This window comes from Streptomyces albireticuli, from assembly GCF_002192455.1.
In the GTDB taxonomy this organism is placed as follows: domain Bacteria; phylum Actinomycetota; class Actinomycetes; order Streptomycetales; family Streptomycetaceae; genus Streptomyces; species Streptomyces albireticuli_B.
This window is the reverse complement of the sequence record NZ_CP021744.1, coordinates 4,202,867-4,221,351: the sequence shown is the minus strand read 5'-3', so window position 1 is coordinate 4,221,351 and position 18,485 is coordinate 4,202,867. Positions and strand designations below refer to the sequence as shown.

Below are 18,485 nucleotides of genomic sequence, written 5' to 3'. Positions count from 1 at the left end.
GCCCGGCCCGACCCAGATGAAATTCACGTTCCACGCCGAAGCAGTACTAGTGATCCCACCGGATCGTGCCGAATAGTCAACGTTCCACCCATGAGCAACCGTGCGAGTCATTCGCTCGCAGTCGGCTATATGCTCCTTAGAAAGGAGGTGATCCAGCCGCACCTTCCGGTACGGCTACCTTGTTACGACTTCGTCCCAATCGCCAGTCCCACCTTCGACGGCTCCCTCCACAAGGGTTGGGCCACCGGCTTCGGGTGTTACCGACTTTCGTGACGTGACGGGCGGTGTGTACAAGGCCCGGGAACGTATTCACCGCAGCAATGCTGATCTGCGATTACTAGCAACTCCAACTTCATGGGGTCGAGTTGCAGACCCCAATCCGAACTGAGACCGGCTTTTTGAGATTCGCTCCACCTCACGGTATCGCAGCTCATTGTACCGGCCATTGTAGCACGTGTGCAGCCCAAGACATAAGGGGCATGATGACTTGACGTCGTCCCCACCTTCCTCCGAGTTGACCCCGGCAGTCTCCTGTGAGTCCCCATCACCCCGAAGGGCATGCTGGCAACACAGAACAAGGGTTGCGCTCGTTGCGGGACTTAACCCAACATCTCACGACACGAGCTGACGACAGCCATGCACCACCTGTATACCGACCACAAGGGGGCGACCATCTCTGGCCGTTTCCGGTATATGTCAAGCCTTGGTAAGGTTCTTCGCGTTGCGTCGAATTAAGCCACATGCTCCGCTGCTTGTGCGGGCCCCCGTCAATTCCTTTGAGTTTTAGCCTTGCGGCCGTACTCCCCAGGCGGGGAACTTAATGCGTTAGCTGCGGCACCGACGACGTGGAATGTCGCCAACACCTAGTTCCCAACGTTTACGGCGTGGACTACCAGGGTATCTAATCCTGTTCGCTCCCCACGCTTTCGCTCCTCAGCGTCAGTAATGGCCCAGAGATCCGCCTTCGCCACCGGTGTTCCTCCTGATATCTGCGCATTTCACCGCTACACCAGGAATTCCGATCTCCCCTACCACACTCTAGCCTGCCCGTATCGAATGCAGACCCGGGGTTAAGCCCCGGGCTTTCACATCCGACGCAACAAGCCGCCTACGAGCTCTTTACGCCCAATAATTCCGGACAACGCTTGCGCCCTACGTATTACCGCGGCTGCTGGCACGTAGTTAGCCGGCGCTTCTTCTGCAGGTACCGTCACTTTCGCTTCTTCCCTGCTGAAAGAGGTTTACAACCCGAAGGCCGTCATCCCTCACGCGGCGTCGCTGCATCAGGCTTTCGCCCATTGTGCAATATTCCCCACTGCTGCCTCCCGTAGGAGTCTGGGCCGTGTCTCAGTCCCAGTGTGGCCGGTCGCCCTCTCAGGCCGGCTACCCGTCGTCGCCTTGGTAGGCCATCACCCCACCAACAAGCTGATAGGCCGCGGGCTCATCCTGCACCGCCGGAGCTTTCAACCCACCGAGATGCCTCGGCAGGTATTATCCGGTATTAGACCCCGTTTCCAGGGCTTGTCCCAGAGTGCAGGGCAGATTGCCCACGTGTTACTCACCCGTTCGCCACTAATCCACCCCGAAGGGCTTCATCGTTCGACTTGCATGTGTTAAGCACGCCGCCAGCGTTCGTCCTGAGCCAGGATCAAACTCTCCGTGAATGTTTACCGGTAATCCGGTGCACACACACGAGAGCGGCACAACCGGACGGAATAAGTCCAGTCGTGCACAGCGTCCTCGCTGTGTTGTTGCCTGCCAGCCCCGAAAGGCTCACAGGACTTTTCAAAGGAACCGCGTCCCGACCGAACGGTCGAGGACGGGGTATTTTATAGTCTGGCGTTGACTTTTGGCACGCTGTTGAGTTCTCAAGGAACGGACGCTTCCTTTGTACTCACCCTCTCGGGCTTTCCTCCGGGCGCTTCCCTTCGTTGTTTCCAACCTTACCAGATCCGTTTTCCGTTCCGTTTCCGGTCCGAATTCCGTTTCCGGCCCCCTGTTGGAGCGGGGTGTTTCGCGCCTTCCGGCGTGATCACTACTTTAGCGGATTTCCCCCGCGACTCCTAATCGGAGTCCGTTCCGAATTCCGGACACGCCGAAATCCATCCCGTTCAAGGGCCGTGCAGTAGAGATTGCCACCGGTGTGGCGTGAGTGGCCGCCTCGCAGTCCCTGGGGACTCCGTGGCAACTCGAAGAACTCTACACGAGCACGTAGGACCCATCAAACCCGTGGCGCAACCGGGTTTCAGGGGCGTACGGTCGGCTCATGACTCAGCATGCGTGCAGCTGCACCCAGCAGTGGTGGACCGCCTGACGGCGGCCCCGACTCTGCGCATGCAACCAACGGCCGCCGCCTCGGCGGCCGTTTTGCTGTCTGTGGCGGTGGGCCCTCTTCAAGGAGGCAGGAACCGATGACACGGATCTTCAGCGGCATCAAGCCCACCGGCCATCTGACCTTGGGCAACTACCTGGGTGCCGTCCGGCAGTGGGTCGAAGTGGACCAGCACAAGGCCGACGCGCTGTTCTGCGTCGTCGACCTGCACGCCCTGACCGTGGACCACGATCCGGCCCGGGTACGAAGGCTCAGCAGGCAGGCGGCGACGCTCCTCCTCGCCGCCGGCCTGGAGCCCGCCCGCTGCACCGTGTTCGTACAGAGCCATGTGGACGAGCACACCCGGCTCTCCTATCTCCTGGAGTGCACGGCGTCCGACGGCGAGATGCGGCGGATGATCCAGTACAAGGAGAAGTCCGCGCGGGAGCGGGCGGCCGGCGGCGGGGTGCGGCTCTCCCTGCTGACCTATCCGGTGCTGATGGCGGCGGACATCCTCGCCTATTCGGCCGACGAGGTCCCGGTCGGCGACGACCAGGCGCAACACGTCGAACTCACCCGCGACCTGGCGGTCCGCTTCAACCAGCGGTACGGGCACACCTTCACCGTGCCGAAGGCCGTGGTCCCCTCCGTCGCCGCCCGGGTCATGGACCTCCAGGACCCGACGTCGAAGATGGGGAAGTCGCACGCGGAGACCGCGGGGATCGTCTATCTCCTCGACGAGCCGGACGCCGCGCGGAAGAAGATCATGCGTGCGGTGACCGACAGCGGCACCGAGGTCGTATACGACCGTGAGACGCGGCCCGGGGTAACGAACCTGCTGGAGATCCTCGCTTCGTGCACGGGCGGGAAGCCTGACGAGCTCGCCGGGACGTACGAGTCGTACGGGGCGCTGAAGCGTGACACCGCGGAGGCGGTGCTGGAGCTGCTGCGTCCGGTACGGGACCGGCACGCGGAGCTGTGCGCGGACCCGGGGTATGTGGACGCGGTGCTGCGCGAGGGTGCCGGGCGGGCGCGGGAGCTGGCCCGGCCGACGGTCGACGCGGCGTACGCGGCGATCGGTCTGCTGCCGCCCGCCTGAACTCCGCGGACGTCCCTCGCCCCGAAGTTCCGGGACGGCGTGCCCTGAGGCCCGCCGTCCCGGAGCTGCCCCGTCCTGTGTCCGGTACCGCCCGAAGCCCGGAGCCCGGAGCCCGTGTCCTGCTGCTGGCTGAAGCTCAGGCCTGCCCGGAAGCCAGTTCGCGGCTACGGTCGCGGGCTGCCTCGAGCGCGGCGATCAGCGCGGCTCGTACGCCGTGGCGCTCCAGCTCCCGGATCGCGCTGATGGTCGTACCCGCCGGGGAGGTCACCGCCTCGCGGAGCTTCACCGGGTGCTCGCCGCTGTCGCGCAGCATGACGGCCGCGCCGATGGCCGCCTGGACGATGAGGTCGTGGGCCTTGTCCCGCGGCAGGCCGAGGAGGATGCCCGCGTCGGTCATCGCCTCGACGAGGAAGTAGAAGTACGCGGGTCCGGAGCCGGAGAGCGCGGTGGCGGCGTCCTGCTGGGACTCGGGCACGCGGAGCGTCTTGCCGACCGGCTTGAAGATCGCCTCCGTGCGGAGCAGGTGCTCCTCCGCCGCGTGCGTGCCCGCCGAGATGACGGACATGCCCTCGTCCACCAGCACAGGGGTGTTCGGCATGACCCGTACGACCGCGGTGCCGGCCGGGAGCTTCTCCTCCAGGAAGGCCGTGGGGATGCCGGCCGCCGCGCTGATGACCAGCCGGTCCGCCGACAGGTGCGGGGCGAGCTCGTCCAGCAGCGCGGCCATGTCCTGCGGCTTCACGGCGAGGATCAGGGTGTCGGCGGCCTTCGCCGCCTCCAGGTTGCCGACCGCGTCGACGCCGTAGCGGGCGCGCAGGGCCTCCGCGCGCTCCGGGCGACGGGCGGTGACCAGCAGGTCGTCGGTCGACCAGCCGGCGCGGATCATCCCGCTGAGGAGTGCCTCGCCGATCTTTCCTGTGCCGAGGACGGCGACTTTCTGGGCCACGGAGCTCGCTCACCTCTTCGCTGCGCTGGGTTCCAGGGGCGTGCCCCGCCATCTTCGCACCCAGCGTGTGCGCCGCGCTCCGGCGCGAGGCGAACGCAAGACCACACAGGCACACGCCGGAGTGAACCGAGCATCCGATTCCGGCGGCCCGACCCCGCGTTTACACCGTGGTAACACGCCAACAGCTCAACCTACGGCGCCACTTGGACAGAATGACCGCGGGTGTCCACGGCACGCTCCGTCACCCTTTACCGTCCGCCGCCCCCACGACGACGTCTTCCCGCTGCCCGTACTCCCCCTTCGACAGGCAACGATCCGCATCGCTGTGCGCGCCGCCGCGCACTGGAGGCAAGCTCATGGACAAAATACCCTTCAGCCATGCCCGGAATGTGTTCTCCCGGGCCAAGCTCCGGTCAAACCATCCCCATGTCCGTCCCCGGACGAGCCTTGAGCGCAAGGCGGACCTCCGGGCCGACTTCACGGCTTCGCTCGTCGTCTTCCTGGTCGCGGTCCCCTTGTCCGTGGGCATCGCCGTCGCCTCCGGGGTCCCGGTCGAGCTGGGGCTCGTCACCGGCGTGGTCGGCGGCCTCCTCACCGGTCTCCTGCCGGGCAGCAGCCTCCAGGTCAGCGGCCCCGCCGCGGGACTGACCGTGCTCGTCTTCGAAGCCGTGCGGGAGTACGGGCTCGGGGCACTCGGCGCCCTGGTGCTCGCCGCCGGCCTGCTCCAGATCACCATGGGGGTGCTGCGCCTGGGGCGGTGGTTCCGGGCGATCTCCGTCGCCGTGGTCCAGGGGATGCTGGCGGGCATCGGCCTCGTCCTTATGGCCGGCCAGCTCTACGCCCTCGCCGACACCGCCCCTCCCGGCGGCGGCCTGGCCAACCTGGGCGGCCTTCCCGGACTGCTCGTCGACACCCTGGGCTCGTCGGACGCGATGTGCGCCGTCGCCGTCGGCGTCGGCACGATGGCCGTCCTGGTGCTGTGGCCCCGCTGGCGGCGCGGAGCCCAGGTCCTGCCCGGCCCCCTGGCGGCGGTCGCGCTGGCGACGGCCGCGGTGGCGGGCCTGTCGCTGCCGGTGGCGCGGATCCAGGTGAGCGGCCTGCTCGACGCCGTGCAGCCGCCCGGCTCCCGGGACCTCGCCCGGCTCACCGAGATGGGTGTGCTGGGCACCGTGCTGGCCTTCGCGCTGATCGCCTCGGCGGAGTCGCTCTTCAGCGCCGCGGCCGTGGACCGGCTGCACGACGGGCCGCGCACGGACTACGACAAGGAGCTGATCGCGCAGGGCGCGGGCAATACGGTGTGCGGGGCGCTCGGCGCGCTCCCGCTGACGGCGGTGATCGTCCGTAGCGCGGCCAATGTGAACGCGGGCGCCCGCACGAAGGCCTCTCGCGTCCTGCACGGGCTGTGGATGCTGGTCTTCGCCGCCCTACTGCCCTGGGCCCTGGAGATCATCCCGGTGGCAGCGCTCGCGGGTGTGCTGATCCACGCCGGCTGGAAGCTGATCCCCGGCCGCGACCTCGCCCGGCTGTGGCACGAGCACCGCGGCGAGGCGGTCGTGCTGGTGGTGACCACGGGAGCCATCGTCACGACGAACCTCTTCGAGGGCGTCCTCCTCGGCCTCCTCATGGCGATCGCCAAGGCGGCGTGGGAGACCTCCCATGTGCATGTGGAGACGGTCGGGGCGGAGGACGGCGTCGTCCGCGCCCGGGTGCTCGGGAACGCGAACTTCCTGCGCCTGCCGAAGCTGCTGGACGAGCTGGAGGAGTTGCCCCGCCCGGGGCACGGCGTGGAGCTCGACCTGAGCGGGCTGCGGCACATGGACCACGCTTGTAGGTCGGCGCTCTCCGCCTGGGCGGAGCGCAACGCCGCACCGCGGGGCGCGGTGGCGACGGGGCCACCGGTCGGGCCCTGAACCAGCACGCACCATCGGGGGCGCTCGGGGATTCCTGAGCGCCCTTCGACATGCGCCTCACTTCTTGCGCCGGCCGCACCCGGCTCTTCCACCAACTCCTCATGCCCCGAACGTCGTTACCGTCCCGCCTGGGCCCGCCGGAGCACGCGGGCCCGGGTCGCCGACAGGTGGAGGACCCGGACGGTGGACCGTACGACCTGCTCCTTGACGCGGGCTGCCGTGCGGCCGGTCAGGGCGGTGGGGCGGGGGCTGTCGTCCGCGTGCACCGGCTGGATGAGGCCGTCGGTCCGGCCGAGGCTGAGGCACTGCACGACGAAGCGGAAGTCGAGCGGCCGCGCGGGCCGGGACCGGAGGTCGGCGAGCACGCCCGCGGCGGCGTGGGCGCCGGTCGGCATGGCCGTCGCGCACGCCATGCGGAGGGAGCTGGCCGCCGCGTCGCCCGCCACGAAGACCGCGGGGTCGGTGGTCGAGCGGAGGGCGTGGTCGACGGCGATCCGGCCCGATGCGTCGAGGGCCAGGCCGGCCCCGGCCGCGAGGTCCGTCACCGGCCGCATGGCCGCCGCCCACACGACGACGTCCGCGTCGACATCGTGCGCCGACGCGGCCCGCCGGCCCTCCTCGACCCGTACGCCCATGGCGCCGAGGGTCGTACGGACGTGGGCGCGTCCCTTGGGCGAGAGGCCCGCGCCCAGGGTGCCGGCCGTGAGCAGGCGCGTCTCCCAGCGCGGGTTCGACTCGGCGATCTCCGCGGCGAGTTCGATGCCGGTGAGCCCACCGCCGACGACGGTGAGCCTGCCCGGTCCGTCCTGGAGCCGCTTGCGCAGTTCGGCCGCCGATTCCGCGGTGTAGGCGTGGTCGCCCACCGCGCGGGTGTCGGTGACGCTGCCGAGTGCGTAGACGAGTCGGTCGTAGAGGAGCGTGCGTCCGTTGTCCGTGCGGACCTGGCGGCCGGCCAGGTCCAGTTCGACGGCGCGGGCGGCGAGGTGCCGGATGCCGGTGCCCCGGAGGAACGCGGAGAGTGGGTGGCTCACCTCGGGGCGCCCTGCGGCGAGTTCGTGGAGCCGGACGCGTTCGGTGAAGCGGTCGGCGGGGTCGACGAGGGTGACCCGGGCATAGGGGGCCAGCCGGAGGGCCGCGGAGAGACCCGCGTAGCCGGCGCCGAGGACAACGACCTGCGAGGCGTGCGGAGAGTGCGTCATCATGCCCACTCGACGACGCGGCCGGCAGGAATGTGACATGGAGGCGGGGGCTGTTTCCGGTCACAGTGCCCGCACGTCCAGGTGCCGGAGTTTGTCGGGGTTGGCGACGGCGTCGACCTCGGTGATCCGGCCCTCGTGCACAGTGAACGCGAAGACCGAGACCCTGCCTCCCATGGGGTCGGCGAAAACCAGGCCGGGGGCGCCGTTGACCTCTCGCAGGAGGAGCCGCATGGTCAGCGGGTCGAGGCCGCGGCCGATCCCCAGGACGTAACGGGCCACCTTCTCCCGGCCGAGTACGGGCCGGCGCGCGGCCGAAACCTTGCCCCCGCCGTCCGACCGCCAGGTCACCTCGGGATCGAGGACGGCCAGCAGCCCGTCGAGGTCCGCGCCCAGGACGGCGGCGAGGAAAGCCTCGACGGTGCGCCGGTGCTCGTCCCGGTCGACGGACCGCCGCGGCGCTTCGGCCCGTACGCGCCTACGGGCCCGGGACGCCAGCTGCCTTACGGACACCGGGGTCCGCCCGACCACTTCGGCGATCTCACCGAAGGGCACGGCGAAGACGTCGTGGAGGATGAACGCCGTGCGCTCGGCGGGGGTGAGCCGTTCGAGGACGGCGAGCAGCGCTATGCCGACGGACTCGTCGAGCGTCACCCGGTCCTCGGGGCCGGGCGCGTCGGCGACGACGGGCTCGGGCAGCCACGGCCCCACATAGGTCTCGCGGCGCGCGCGGGCGGAACCGAGCTGGTCGAAGCAGATGCGGCTCACGACGGCCGTGAGGTACGCGCCCGGGTTGGCGGCCTCGTCGTCGGGCAGGTGCTGCCAGCGGAGCCATGCTTCCTGGAGGGCGTCGTCCGCGTCGGCCACCGAGCCGGTGATGCGGTAGGCGACGGCCCACAGTCGTGATCGGTGATTCTCGAAGTCGGCCAGCAGTGCCATGAGGGGCGCCGGCTCCTTCCGTCTCGTCCACGTCCGGTCCCACGGGGATTTCCATGGGACTCAAGGTGGGATCCGATGCGGAGCCCTATGCGGGGTCCGACAGGGGATCCATTGTGGAGACGAAAGAGGCCGGCAAAGTGTGACAACGCAAAAATGCCTCAGGCCCCGAGTGGAAACTCGGGGCCTGAGGCTAAAAATTGTTCGGCGGCGTCCTACTCTCCCACACGGTCCCCCATGCAGTACCATCGGCGCTGAAAGGCTTAGCTTCCGGGTTCGGAATGTAACCGGGCGTTTCCCTAACGCTATGACCACCGAAACTCTATGAAATTAACGAAACCGGATATCGACACGGGTCGTTACTTCAGAACCTACACAGTGGACGCGAGCAACTGAGGACAAGCCCTCGGCCTATTAGTACCAGTCAGCTCCAACCGTTACCGGTCTTCCACACCTGGCCTATCAACCCAGTCGTCTACTGGGAGCCTTACCCTCTCAAAGGAGGAGGGAGTCCTCATCTCGAAGCAGGCTTCCCGCTTAGATGCTTTCAGCGGTTATCCTTTCCGAACGTAGCCAACCAGCCATGCCCTTGGCAGGACAACTGGCACACCAGAGGTTCGTCCGTCCCGGTCCTCTCGTACTAGGGACAGCCCTTCTCAAGACTCCTACGCGCACAGCGGATAGGGACCGAACTGTCTCACGACGTTCTAAACCCAGCTCGCGTACCGCTTTAATGGGCGAACAGCCCAACCCTTGGGACCGACTCCAGCCCCAGGATGCGACGAGCCGACATCGAGGTGCCAAACCATCCCGTCGATATGGACTCTTGGGGAAGATCAGCCTGTTATCCCCGGGGTACCTTTTATCCGTTGAGCGACGGCGCTTCCACAAGCCACCGCCGGATCACTAGTCCCGACTTTCGTCCCTGCTCGACCCGTCGGTCTCACAGTCAAGCTCCCTTGTGCACTTACACTCAACACCTGATTGCCAACCAGGCTGAGGGAACCTTTGGGCGCCTCCGTTACTCTTTAGGAGGCAACCGCCCCAGTTAAACTACCCACCAGACACTGTCCCTGATCCGGATCACGGACCCAGGTTAGACATCCAGCACGACCAGAGTGGTATTTCAACGACGACTCCACACACACTGGCGTGCATGCTTCACAGTCTCCCACCTATCCTACACAAGCCGAACCGAACACCAATATCAAGCTATAGTAAAGGTCCCGGGGTCTTTCCGTCCTGCTGCGCGAAACGAGCATCTTTACTCGTAGTGCAATTTCACCGGGCCTATGGTTGAGACAGTCGAGAAGTCGTTACGCCATTCGTGCAGGTCGGAACTTACCCGACAAGGAATTTCGCTACCTTAGGATGGTTATAGTTACCACCGCCGTTTACTGGCGCTTAAGTTCTCAGCTTCGCCTGGACGAATCCAAGCTAACCGGTCCCCTTAACGTTCCAGCACCGGGCAGGCGTCAGTCCGTATACATCGCCTTACGGCTTCGCACGGACCTGTGTTTTTAGTAAACAGTCGCTTCTCGCTGGTCTCTGCGGCCACACCCAGCTCAGGAAGTAAATTCCATCACCGGACATGGCCCCCCTTCTCCCGAAGTTACGGGGGCATTTTGCCGAGTTCCTTAACCATAGTTCACCCGAACGCCTCGGTATTCTCTACCTGACCACCTGAGTCGGTTTAGGGTACGGGCCGCCATGAAACTCGCTAGAGGCTTTTCTCGACAGCATAGGATCATCCACTTCACCACAATCGGCTCGGCATCAGGTCTCAGGCTTCATGCTGTCCGGATTTGCCTAGACAGCGCCCTACACCCTTACCCCGGGACAACCACCGCCCGGGCTGGACTACCTTCCTGCGTCACCCCATCGCTTACCTACTACCACCTTGGGTCAGCGGCTCCACCACTCCCCTTTGTCCGAAGACTCCAGGGCGGCTTCACGGCCTTAGCATTAATGGATTCGATATTGGGCGTTTCAAAGCGGGTACCGGAATATCAACCGGTTGTCCATCGACTACGCCTGTCGGCCTCGCCTTAGGTCCCGACTTACCCTGGGCAGATCAGCTTGACCCAGGAACCCTTAGTCAATCGGCGCACACGTTTCCCACGTGTGTATCGCTACTCATGCCTGCATTCTCACTCGTGAACCGTCCACAACTCGCTTCCGCGGCTGCTTCACCCGGCACACGACGCTCCCCTACCCATCCCAGCGGGCGTTGGCCCTCATGCTGGAATGACACGACTTCGGCGGTACGCTTGAGCCCCGCTACATTGTCGGCGCGGAATCACTTGACCAGTGAGCTATTACGCACTCTTTCAAGGGTGGCTGCTTCTAAGCCAACCTCCTGGTTGTCTCTGCGACTCCACATCCTTTCCCACTTAGCGTACGCTTAGGGGCCTTAGTCGATGCTCTGGGCTGTTTCCCTCTCGACCATGGAGCTTATCCCCCACAGTCTCACTGCCGCGCTCTCACTTACCGGCATTCGGAGTTTGGCTAAGGTCAGTAACCCGGTAGGGCCCATCGCCTATCCAGTGCTCTACCTCCGGCAAGAAACACACGACGCTGCACCTAAATGCATTTCGGGGAGAACCAGCTATCACGGAGTTTGATTGGCCTTTCACCCCTAACCACAGGTCATCCCCCAGGTTTTCAACCCTGGTGGGTTCGGTCCTCCACGAAGTCTTACCTCCGCTTCAACCTGCCCATGGCTAGATCACTCCGCTTCGGGTCTTGGGCGCGCTACTCAATCGCCCTATTCGGACTCGCTTTCGCTACGGCTTCCCCACACGGGTTAACCTCGCAACACACCGCAAACTCGCAGGCTCATTCTTCAAAAGGCACGCAGTCACGACGCACCGAGCAAGCTCGATGCGCGACGCTCCCACGGCTTGTAGGCACACGGTTTCAGGTACTATTTCACTCCGCTCCCGCGGTACTTTTCACCATTCCCTCACGGTACTATCCGCTATCGGTCACCAGGGAATATTTAGGCTTAACGGGTGGTCCCGCCAGATTCACACGGGATTTCTCGGGCCCCGTGCTACTTGGGTGTCTCTTAAACGAGCCGTTGATGTTTCAGCTACGGGGGTCTTACCCTCTACGCCGGACCTTTCGCATGTCCTTCGCCTACACCAACGGTTTCTGACTCGTCTCACAGCCGGCAGACTGTGAAAAAGAGATCCCACAACCCCGCATGCGCAACCCCTGCCGGGTATCACACACATACGGTTTGGCCTCATCCGGTTTCGCTCGCCACTACTCCCGGAATCACGGTTGTTTTCTCTTCCTGCGGGTACTGAGATGTTTCACTTCCCCGCGTTCCCTCCACACTGCCTATGTGTTCAGCAGCGGGTGACAGCCCATGACGACTGCCGGGTTTCCCCATTCGGACACCCCCGGATCAAAGCTTGGTTGACAGCTCCCCGGGGCCTATCGTGGCCTCCCACGTCCTTCATCGGTTCCTGGTGCCAAGGCATCCACCGTGCGCCCTTAAAAACTTGGCCACAGATGCTCGCGTCCACTGTGCAGTTCTCAAGCAACGACCAGCCACCCATCACCCCCACCTTGCAGTGGAGTTCACCGGGGCCGGCGTTAGAAGGTTCAGACCGAAGTCCGTACCCTCAGACACCCAACAGCGTGCCCGGCCCGACCCAGATGAAATTCACGTTCCACGCCGAAGCAGTACTAGTGATCCCACCGGATCGTGCCGAATAGTCAACGTTCCACCCATGAGCAACCGTGCGAGTCATTCGCTCGCAGTCGGCTATATGCTCCTTAGAAAGGAGGTGATCCAGCCGCACCTTCCGGTACGGCTACCTTGTTACGACTTCGTCCCAATCGCCAGTCCCACCTTCGACGGCTCCCTCCACAAGGGTTGGGCCACCGGCTTCGGGTGTTACCGACTTTCGTGACGTGACGGGCGGTGTGTACAAGGCCCGGGAACGTATTCACCGCAGCAATGCTGATCTGCGATTACTAGCAACTCCAACTTCATGGGGTCGAGTTGCAGACCCCAATCCGAACTGAGACCGGCTTTTTGAGATTCGCTCCACCTCACGGTATCGCAGCTCATTGTACCGGCCATTGTAGCACGTGTGCAGCCCAAGACATAAGGGGCATGATGACTTGACGTCGTCCCCACCTTCCTCCGAGTTGACCCCGGCAGTCTCCTGTGAGTCCCCATCACCCCGAAGGGCATGCTGGCAACACAGAACAAGGGTTGCGCTCGTTGCGGGACTTAACCCAACATCTCACGACACGAGCTGACGACAGCCATGCACCACCTGTATACCGACCACAAGGGGGCGACCATCTCTGGCCGTTTCCGGTATATGTCAAGCCTTGGTAAGGTTCTTCGCGTTGCGTCGAATTAAGCCACATGCTCCGCTGCTTGTGCGGGCCCCCGTCAATTCCTTTGAGTTTTAGCCTTGCGGCCGTACTCCCCAGGCGGGGAACTTAATGCGTTAGCTGCGGCACCGACGACGTGGAATGTCGCCAACACCTAGTTCCCAACGTTTACGGCGTGGACTACCAGGGTATCTAATCCTGTTCGCTCCCCACGCTTTCGCTCCTCAGCGTCAGTAATGGCCCAGAGATCCGCCTTCGCCACCGGTGTTCCTCCTGATATCTGCGCATTTCACCGCTACACCAGGAATTCCGATCTCCCCTACCACACTCTAGCCTGCCCGTATCGAATGCAGACCCGGGGTTAAGCCCCGGGCTTTCACATCCGACGCAACAAGCCGCCTACGAGCTCTTTACGCCCAATAATTCCGGACAACGCTTGCGCCCTACGTATTACCGCGGCTGCTGGCACGTAGTTAGCCGGCGCTTCTTCTGCAGGTACCGTCACTTTCGCTTCTTCCCTGCTGAAAGAGGTTTACAACCCGAAGGCCGTCATCCCTCACGCGGCGTCGCTGCATCAGGCTTTCGCCCATTGTGCAATATTCCCCACTGCTGCCTCCCGTAGGAGTCTGGGCCGTGTCTCAGTCCCAGTGTGGCCGGTCGCCCTCTCAGGCCGGCTACCCGTCGTCGCCTTGGTAGGCCATCACCCCACCAACAAGCTGATAGGCCGCGGGCTCATCCTGCACCGCCGGAGCTTTCAACCCACCGAGATGCCTCGGCAGGTATTATCCGGTATTAGACCCCGTTTCCAGGGCTTGTCCCAGAGTGCAGGGCAGATTGCCCACGTGTTACTCACCCGTTCGCCACTAATCCACCCCGAAGGGCTTCATCGTTCGACTTGCATGTGTTAAGCACGCCGCCAGCGTTCGTCCTGAGCCAGGATCAAACTCTCCGTGAATGTTTACCGGTAATCCGGTGCACACACACGAGAGCGGCACAACCGGACGGAATAAGTCCAGTCGTGCACAGCGTCCTCGCTGTGTTGTTGCCTGCCAGCCCCGAAAGGCTCACAGGACTTTTCAAAGGAACCGCGTCCCGGTCAGAAGACCGGAGACGGGGTATTTTATAGTCTGGCGTTGACTTTTGGCACGCTGTTGAGTTCTCAAGGAACGGACGCTTCCTTTGTACTCACCCTCTCGGGCTTTCCTCGGGGCGCTTCCCTTCGTTGTTTCCAACCTTACCAGATCCGTTTCTCAGTCCGTTTCCGGTCCGAATTCCGTTTCCGGCCCCCTGTTGGAGCGGGGTGTTTCGCGCCTTCCGGCGTGATCACTACTTTAGCGGATTTCCCCCGCGACTCCTAATCGGAGTCCGTTCCGAATTCCGGACACGCCGAAATCCATCCCGTTCAAGGGCCGTGCAGTAGAGATTGCCACCGGTGTGGCGTGAGTGGCCGCCTTCGGACCGTCAGGCCCGTCTGGCAACCCGGAGAACACTACCCATGGGTCAAATCCGTGTCAACCCATGAGATGCCTTGCCTCAGTCGAGGTCGCTGAGCCTGCCGCCGGCGTCCGGCTGGGCCTCTTCCACCCGCCGCAGCAGGCGGGTGAGCATCTCGCCCAGCCGGTGCCGCTCCTCGCCCGAGAGGTCCTGGAGCAGCTCCTCCTCGAAGACCGTGGCCATCCGCATGGCCTCCAGCCACTTCGCCCGGCCCTCCTCGGTGATGCCGACGATCACCCGGACGCGGTTGCTCTCGTCGCGTTCCCTGGTGACGAGCCCCTCCGCGACCATCCGGTCGATGCGGTGGGTCATCGCGGCCGGCGTGAGGCCGAGGCGCTTGGCGAGGTCGCCGGGGCCCATGCGGTACGGGTCGCCGGCCAGGACGAGGGCCTTGAGGACCTCCCACTCGGGGTTGCTCATGCCGAGCTCGGCGGTCTGCCGCCCGTAGGCGACGTTCATGCGCCGGTTGAGGCGGCTGAGAGCCGAGACCACCTTCTCCACCTGCGGATCAAGGTCTTGGAACTCGCGCTGGTAGGCGGCGATCTGTTCGTCGAGGCTCGGCTCGGGGGCGCCGGGTGTGTCAGCCATGGGCCGCAGTATGGCACGAGTGATTGGCGTTAAAGCCCTTTGATGTGTACTCTTTAGCTTCGAAGTTTAGAGTTGAAGTCTTCAGCCTTGGACTGTCCCTCTCTATCGATCTTTCTTCCGATCTACCGATCTCTTCTACCTAAGGGGTGAGTGTGACCACCGCGATGGGCGCAGCACTGCGCCGGATCCAGCTGGGCAACGCGTTGAGCGCGTTCGGCAATGGCTTCACCGTTCCGTTCCTGTTCATCTATGTGTCTCAGGTACGGGACCTCGGCGCGAGCACGGCAGGCATCGTGCTCGCGACGTTCGCCGTGGCCGCGCTCGTCGTGCTGCCCTTCACCGGTCGGGTCATCGACCGGCGGGGTCCGCTGCCGGTCGCCGTCGCGGGTACGGTCTCCGCCGCCGTGGGTTCGATGGGCCTCGGGCTCGCGGACAGTCAGTCCCTGGTGGTCGCGGCCGCTGCCGCGCTCGGCGCGGGTATCGCGGTGGTCCAGCCCTCGCTGGCCACGATGATCGTGTGGTGCTCGACGCCGAGCACCCGCTCGCGCGCCTTCGCGACGCAGTTCTTCCTCAACAACCTCGGCCTCGGTGTCGGCGGTCTGCTGGGCGGGCAGCTGGTGGACACCTCGGACCCGTCGAGCTTCGTGCGGCTCTTCGCGATCGAGTCCGTGATGTTCCTGGTCCTGGGTGCGGCCATCGCGACCGTGCGGCTGCCGAAGGCGCCCAAGGTCGAGGACGCGGTGCCGACCGACGGTGCCAAGGGCGGGTGGCGGACGCTGCTCGCGGACCGGGCCATGGTGCAGCTGTGTGTGCTGGGCTTCGTGATGTTCTTCGCCTGCTACGGCCAGTTCGAGTCGGGTCTCGCGGCCTTCGCCGTCGAGGTCACCCGGATCTCGCCGGCGACGCTCGGCATCGCCCTCGCCGCGAACACGGCGGCGATCGTGCTGGCGCAGTTCGTCGTCCTGAAGCTGGTCGAGCGGCGGCGGCGCAGCCGGGTCATCGCGCTGGTCGGTGTGATCTGGACCGTGGCGTGGGTGGCGGCCGGGATCTCCGGGCTCGTCCCGGGGGCGCACGGTGTGGCGACCGCGCTGCTGATCTCGACGTACGCCCTCTTCGGCATCGGTGAGTCGATGCTCGCGCCGACGATGGCCCCTCTCGTCGCGGACCTGGCCCCGGCGCGGCTCGTGGGTCAGTACAACTCGGCCTTCGCGCTCGTGAAACAGCTGGCGCTGGCCGTCGGTCCGGCGGTGGGCGGTCTGATGGCCGGTGGCGGCATGTACGTGGCGTACATCGTGATGCTGGTCGTCTGCTCGCTCGGCATCTCCGGGCTGGCGCTGCGGATGGGCCGTCGGCTCACCCCCGCGCAGGAGATCCCGCCGCGGGTGTCGGCGGTGCGTGCGAAGGGTGGCGTGGTCCGCGCCGGCAAGGAGGCCGGACGGACCGAGGGTGTCGAGCGGGCGAAGGTGTCGGTCTGACCCCGCGGGGCTGCCGCTCCTTTCTCCCCTCCCCTTCTATAGGGGCCGCACATATATACGTGTCATCGAACGGCTGTGGCCCGGAAACCTGGTTTCCGGGCCACAGCCGTTCGTCATGGGTGCCCGGCCGGCAGCGCGAACTCGCACCACACCGCCTTACCGCCGCCCGGTGTGCGGCGCGAGCCCCAGGAGGAGGCGATGGTGGCGATGATCGAGATGCCGCGTCCGGCCTCGTCGACGGGCTCGGCGCGGCGGCGGCGCGGGAGGTGGTCGTCGCCATCCGTGACCTCGATGATCAGCCTGCGGTCGGTGCGGCGCAGGCGCAGCCGCATGGGCGGGGTGCCGTGCTGGAGGGAATTGGCCACCAGCTCGCTCGCGGCCAGGACCCCGAGGTCGCGCAGCTCGGTCGGGAAGCGCCAGCTGACCAGGACACCCGACGCGAAGGCGCGGGCGCGGGGTGCCGCCTCGACGCCGCCGAGGAGCTCCAGGGCGGCGTTGTGGAAGAGCTCGGCGTCGTGGCCCGTGCGGGCGGGGTGCTGGAGGACGAGGACGGCGACGTCGTCGTCGTGGTCGGCGGTGACGCCGAGGGCGCGGATGAGCCGGTCGCACATGACCTGGGGCGAGCCGGTGGCACCGGCGAAGGCACGCTCCAGGGCTTCGACGCCTTCGTAGATGTCCTCGTGGCGCCGCTCGACCAGGCCGTCCGTGTAGAGCACGGCGCTGGAGCCCGGTCCGAGGGGCATGGTGCCGGAGGTGTGGAGCCAGCCGCCGGTGCCGAGCGGGGGGCCGGTGGGCTCGGCGGCGCGGCGGACCGTGCCGTCGGGGTCGCGGACGAGGATCGGGAGGTGGCCGGCCGAGGCGTAGACGAGGCGGCCCTCGTTGGGGTCGTGGACGGCGTAGACGCAGGTGGCGATCTGGGTGGCGTCGATCTCGGAGGCGAGGCCGTCGAGGAGCTGGAGGACCTCGTGGGGCGGCAGGTCGAGGCGGGCGTAGGCCCTTACGGCGGTGCGGAGCTGGCCCATGACGGCGGCGGCGCGGACTCCGCGGCCCATGACGTCGCCGATGACGAGGGCGGTGCGGCCGGCGCCGAGGGTGATGACGTCGTACCAGTCGCCGCCGACGGCGGTGTCCTTGCCGCCCGGTTGGTAGGTGGCGGCGACGCGCAGGTCGTCGGGCTGTTCGAGCTCCTGGGGGAGCAGGCTGCGCTGGAGGGTGACGGCGGCCTCGCGCTGGCGGCGCTCGCTGGCGCGCAGCCGCTCGGCGGCCTCGACCTGGTCGGTGACGTCGGCGGCGAAGACGAGGACGCCGGGCCGGTCGGCGTCCGGGGTGCCCACGGTGATCGGGGAGCAGGTGAAGGTGTAGTAGCCGTGACGGCTGGGGCCCGGGGGCTCGGTGGCGGTCGCCGGCGTGTCGGTGGCGTGCGGGACGGGCCGGGTTTCCGTCGTACTGGTGTCCGGCCCGCTGCCGTCCGCGGGAGCGGCTTCCGTGGTGCGGGCTTCCGGGGTCCGGGCGTCCGCGGTGACACGGCGGGACTTGACCGTACGGGGCCGGCCGCTGCGCAGGACCTGGTCCATGAGGGGGAGCAGACCGAGCTCGGTCAGCTCGGGGAGGGCTTCGCGGGCGGGGGCGCCGGGGGCGCGGGGGCCGAAGAGGGCGGCATAGGCGTCATTGACGTAGGCGAGGCGGTGGTCCGGGCCGTAGACGACGGCCACGAGCGCCGGGACCTGGCCGAGGAGGTCGTGGACCGACAGTCCGTCGAGGGTGGGGACGGCGTCCTCGGGGCCGGGTGCGGGGCAGCTGGGGGCCGAGGGGGCCGGTGGAGCGGTCTCGGCGCGGGCGGCGGGCACGGAGCCGCCCGCCGGGGGCGGAGGCTGCGGTGCGGGTGCGCCGCGGTCGGTCCGGTCCTTACGGTCGGTCCGGTCCTTGCGGTCCTTACGGTCGGCGCGATCGTTACGGTCGGTGCGCGCTGCGGCTCGGCGCTGTGTTCCGGGGAACCGGGCGCTCCAGCGGGTGAAGTTCACAGAGGATTACCTCGCGGAGTCGTTCCGGACCAGCTCGGCGACGTGTGATGGCTGAGCCGCGCGCCCGGCGCGGGGCCGCGGTTGACGGTGCGGGGGCCGGCCCCCGGGGGAATGCTGCAAACGTCCGAATCCTCGTAATTGTCACTC

8 protein-coding genes and 4 rRNA genes are annotated in these 18,485 nt (G+C 66.0%); 3 read left to right on the top strand and 9 right to left on the bottom strand.

The features are described from left to right. Window positions 1-140: 140 nt before the first annotated feature. Window positions 141-1,664: ribosomal RNA gene (locus SMD11_RS18205) — 16S ribosomal RNA — on the bottom strand. 747 nt (window positions 1,665-2,411) lie between these two features. On the opposite strand from SMD11_RS18205, the gene trpS reads away from it, so the two are divergent. After that, entirely contained in the window at window positions 2,412-3,410 is a 999-nt protein-coding gene (gene trpS / locus SMD11_RS18195; protein WP_087927453.1) for a tryptophan--tRNA ligase, read from the top strand. 136 nt (window positions 3,411-3,546) lie between these two features. Here trpS and proC read toward each other — a convergent pair whose 3' ends face one another. Then, a complete protein-coding gene (gene proC, locus SMD11_RS18190) occupies window positions 3,547-4,356 on the bottom strand; it encodes a pyrroline-5-carboxylate reductase (protein ID WP_087927452.1) in 810 nt (269 codons plus the stop codon). A gap of 356 nt (window positions 4,357-4,712) precedes the next feature. Between proC and SMD11_RS18185 the strand changes: the two genes are divergently transcribed. Continuing rightward, window positions 4,713-6,266: a SulP family inorganic anion transporter gene (locus tag SMD11_RS18185; RefSeq protein ID WP_087927451.1), complete on the top strand. Its 1,554-nt coding sequence runs from the start codon at window positions 4,713-4,715 to the stop codon at window positions 6,264-6,266. A 116-nt stretch (window positions 6,267-6,382) separates the two neighbouring features. Here SMD11_RS18185 and SMD11_RS18180 read toward each other — a convergent pair whose 3' ends face one another. The 6 genes from SMD11_RS18180 to SMD11_RS18150 form a co-directional block, all read right to left on the bottom strand. Next, window positions 6,383-7,468: an NAD(P)/FAD-dependent oxidoreductase gene (locus SMD11_RS18180; protein WP_087927450.1), complete on the bottom strand. Its 1,086-nt coding sequence runs from the start codon at window positions 7,466-7,468 to the stop codon at window positions 6,383-6,385. A gap of 57 nt (window positions 7,469-7,525) precedes the next feature. Then, window positions 7,526-8,401, bottom strand: a complete 876-nt coding sequence (gene sigJ, locus SMD11_RS18175) for an RNA polymerase sigma factor SigJ (RefSeq protein WP_087927449.1) — start codon at window positions 8,399-8,401, stop codon at window positions 7,526-7,528. A gap of 199 nt (window positions 8,402-8,600) precedes the next feature. After that, window positions 8,601-8,717: ribosomal RNA gene (rrf, locus tag SMD11_RS18170) — 5S ribosomal RNA — on the bottom strand. Window positions 8,718-8,792: 75 nt separating this feature from the next. Next, a 23S ribosomal RNA gene (locus SMD11_RS18165) occupies window positions 8,793-11,916 on the bottom strand. A 275-nt stretch (window positions 11,917-12,191) separates the two neighbouring features. Then, window positions 12,192-13,715 (bottom strand): 16S ribosomal RNA (locus SMD11_RS18160). The 16S, 23S and 5S rRNA genes sit together here, the layout of an rRNA operon. Before the next feature lie 578 nt (window positions 13,716-14,293). Beyond that, window positions 14,294-14,842: a MarR family winged helix-turn-helix transcriptional regulator gene (locus tag SMD11_RS18150; RefSeq protein WP_087927447.1), complete on the bottom strand. Its 549-nt coding sequence runs from the start codon at window positions 14,840-14,842 to the stop codon at window positions 14,294-14,296. Between the two features lie 152 nt (window positions 14,843-14,994). Here SMD11_RS18150 and SMD11_RS18145 point away from each other — a divergent pair, with 152 nt between their 5' ends. Continuing rightward, complete coding sequence (locus tag SMD11_RS18145; RefSeq protein ID WP_234366080.1) at window positions 14,995-16,317, top strand: MFS transporter; 1,323 nt, start codon at window positions 14,995-14,997, stop codon at window positions 16,315-16,317. 113 nt (window positions 16,318-16,430) lie between these two features. On the opposite strand, the gene SMD11_RS18140 is transcribed toward SMD11_RS18145, so the two are convergent. Then, window positions 16,431-18,338: an ATP-binding SpoIIE family protein phosphatase gene (locus SMD11_RS18140; RefSeq protein WP_087927446.1), complete on the bottom strand. Its 1,908-nt coding sequence runs from the start codon at window positions 18,336-18,338 to the stop codon at window positions 16,431-16,433. Window positions 18,339-18,485: the final 147 nt, after the last annotated feature.

Coding starts and splice junctions, on each gene's coding strand:
- trpS (WP_087927453.1), top strand. CDS start 2,412: ATGACACGGATCTTCAGCGGCATCAAGCCCACCGGCCATCTGACCTTG.
- SMD11_RS18185 (WP_087927451.1), top strand. CDS start 4,713: ATGGACAAAATACCCTTCAGCCATGCCCGGAATGTGTTCTCCCGGGCC.
- SMD11_RS18180 (WP_087927450.1), bottom strand. CDS start 7,468: ATGATGACGCACTCTCCGCACGCCTCGCAGGTCGTTGTCCTCGGCGCC.
- sigJ (WP_087927449.1), bottom strand. CDS start 8,401: ATGGCACTGCTGGCCGACTTCGAGAATCACCGATCACGACTGTGGGCC.
- SMD11_RS18150 (WP_087927447.1), bottom strand. CDS start 14,842: ATGGCTGACACACCCGGCGCCCCCGAGCCGAGCCTCGACGAACAGATC.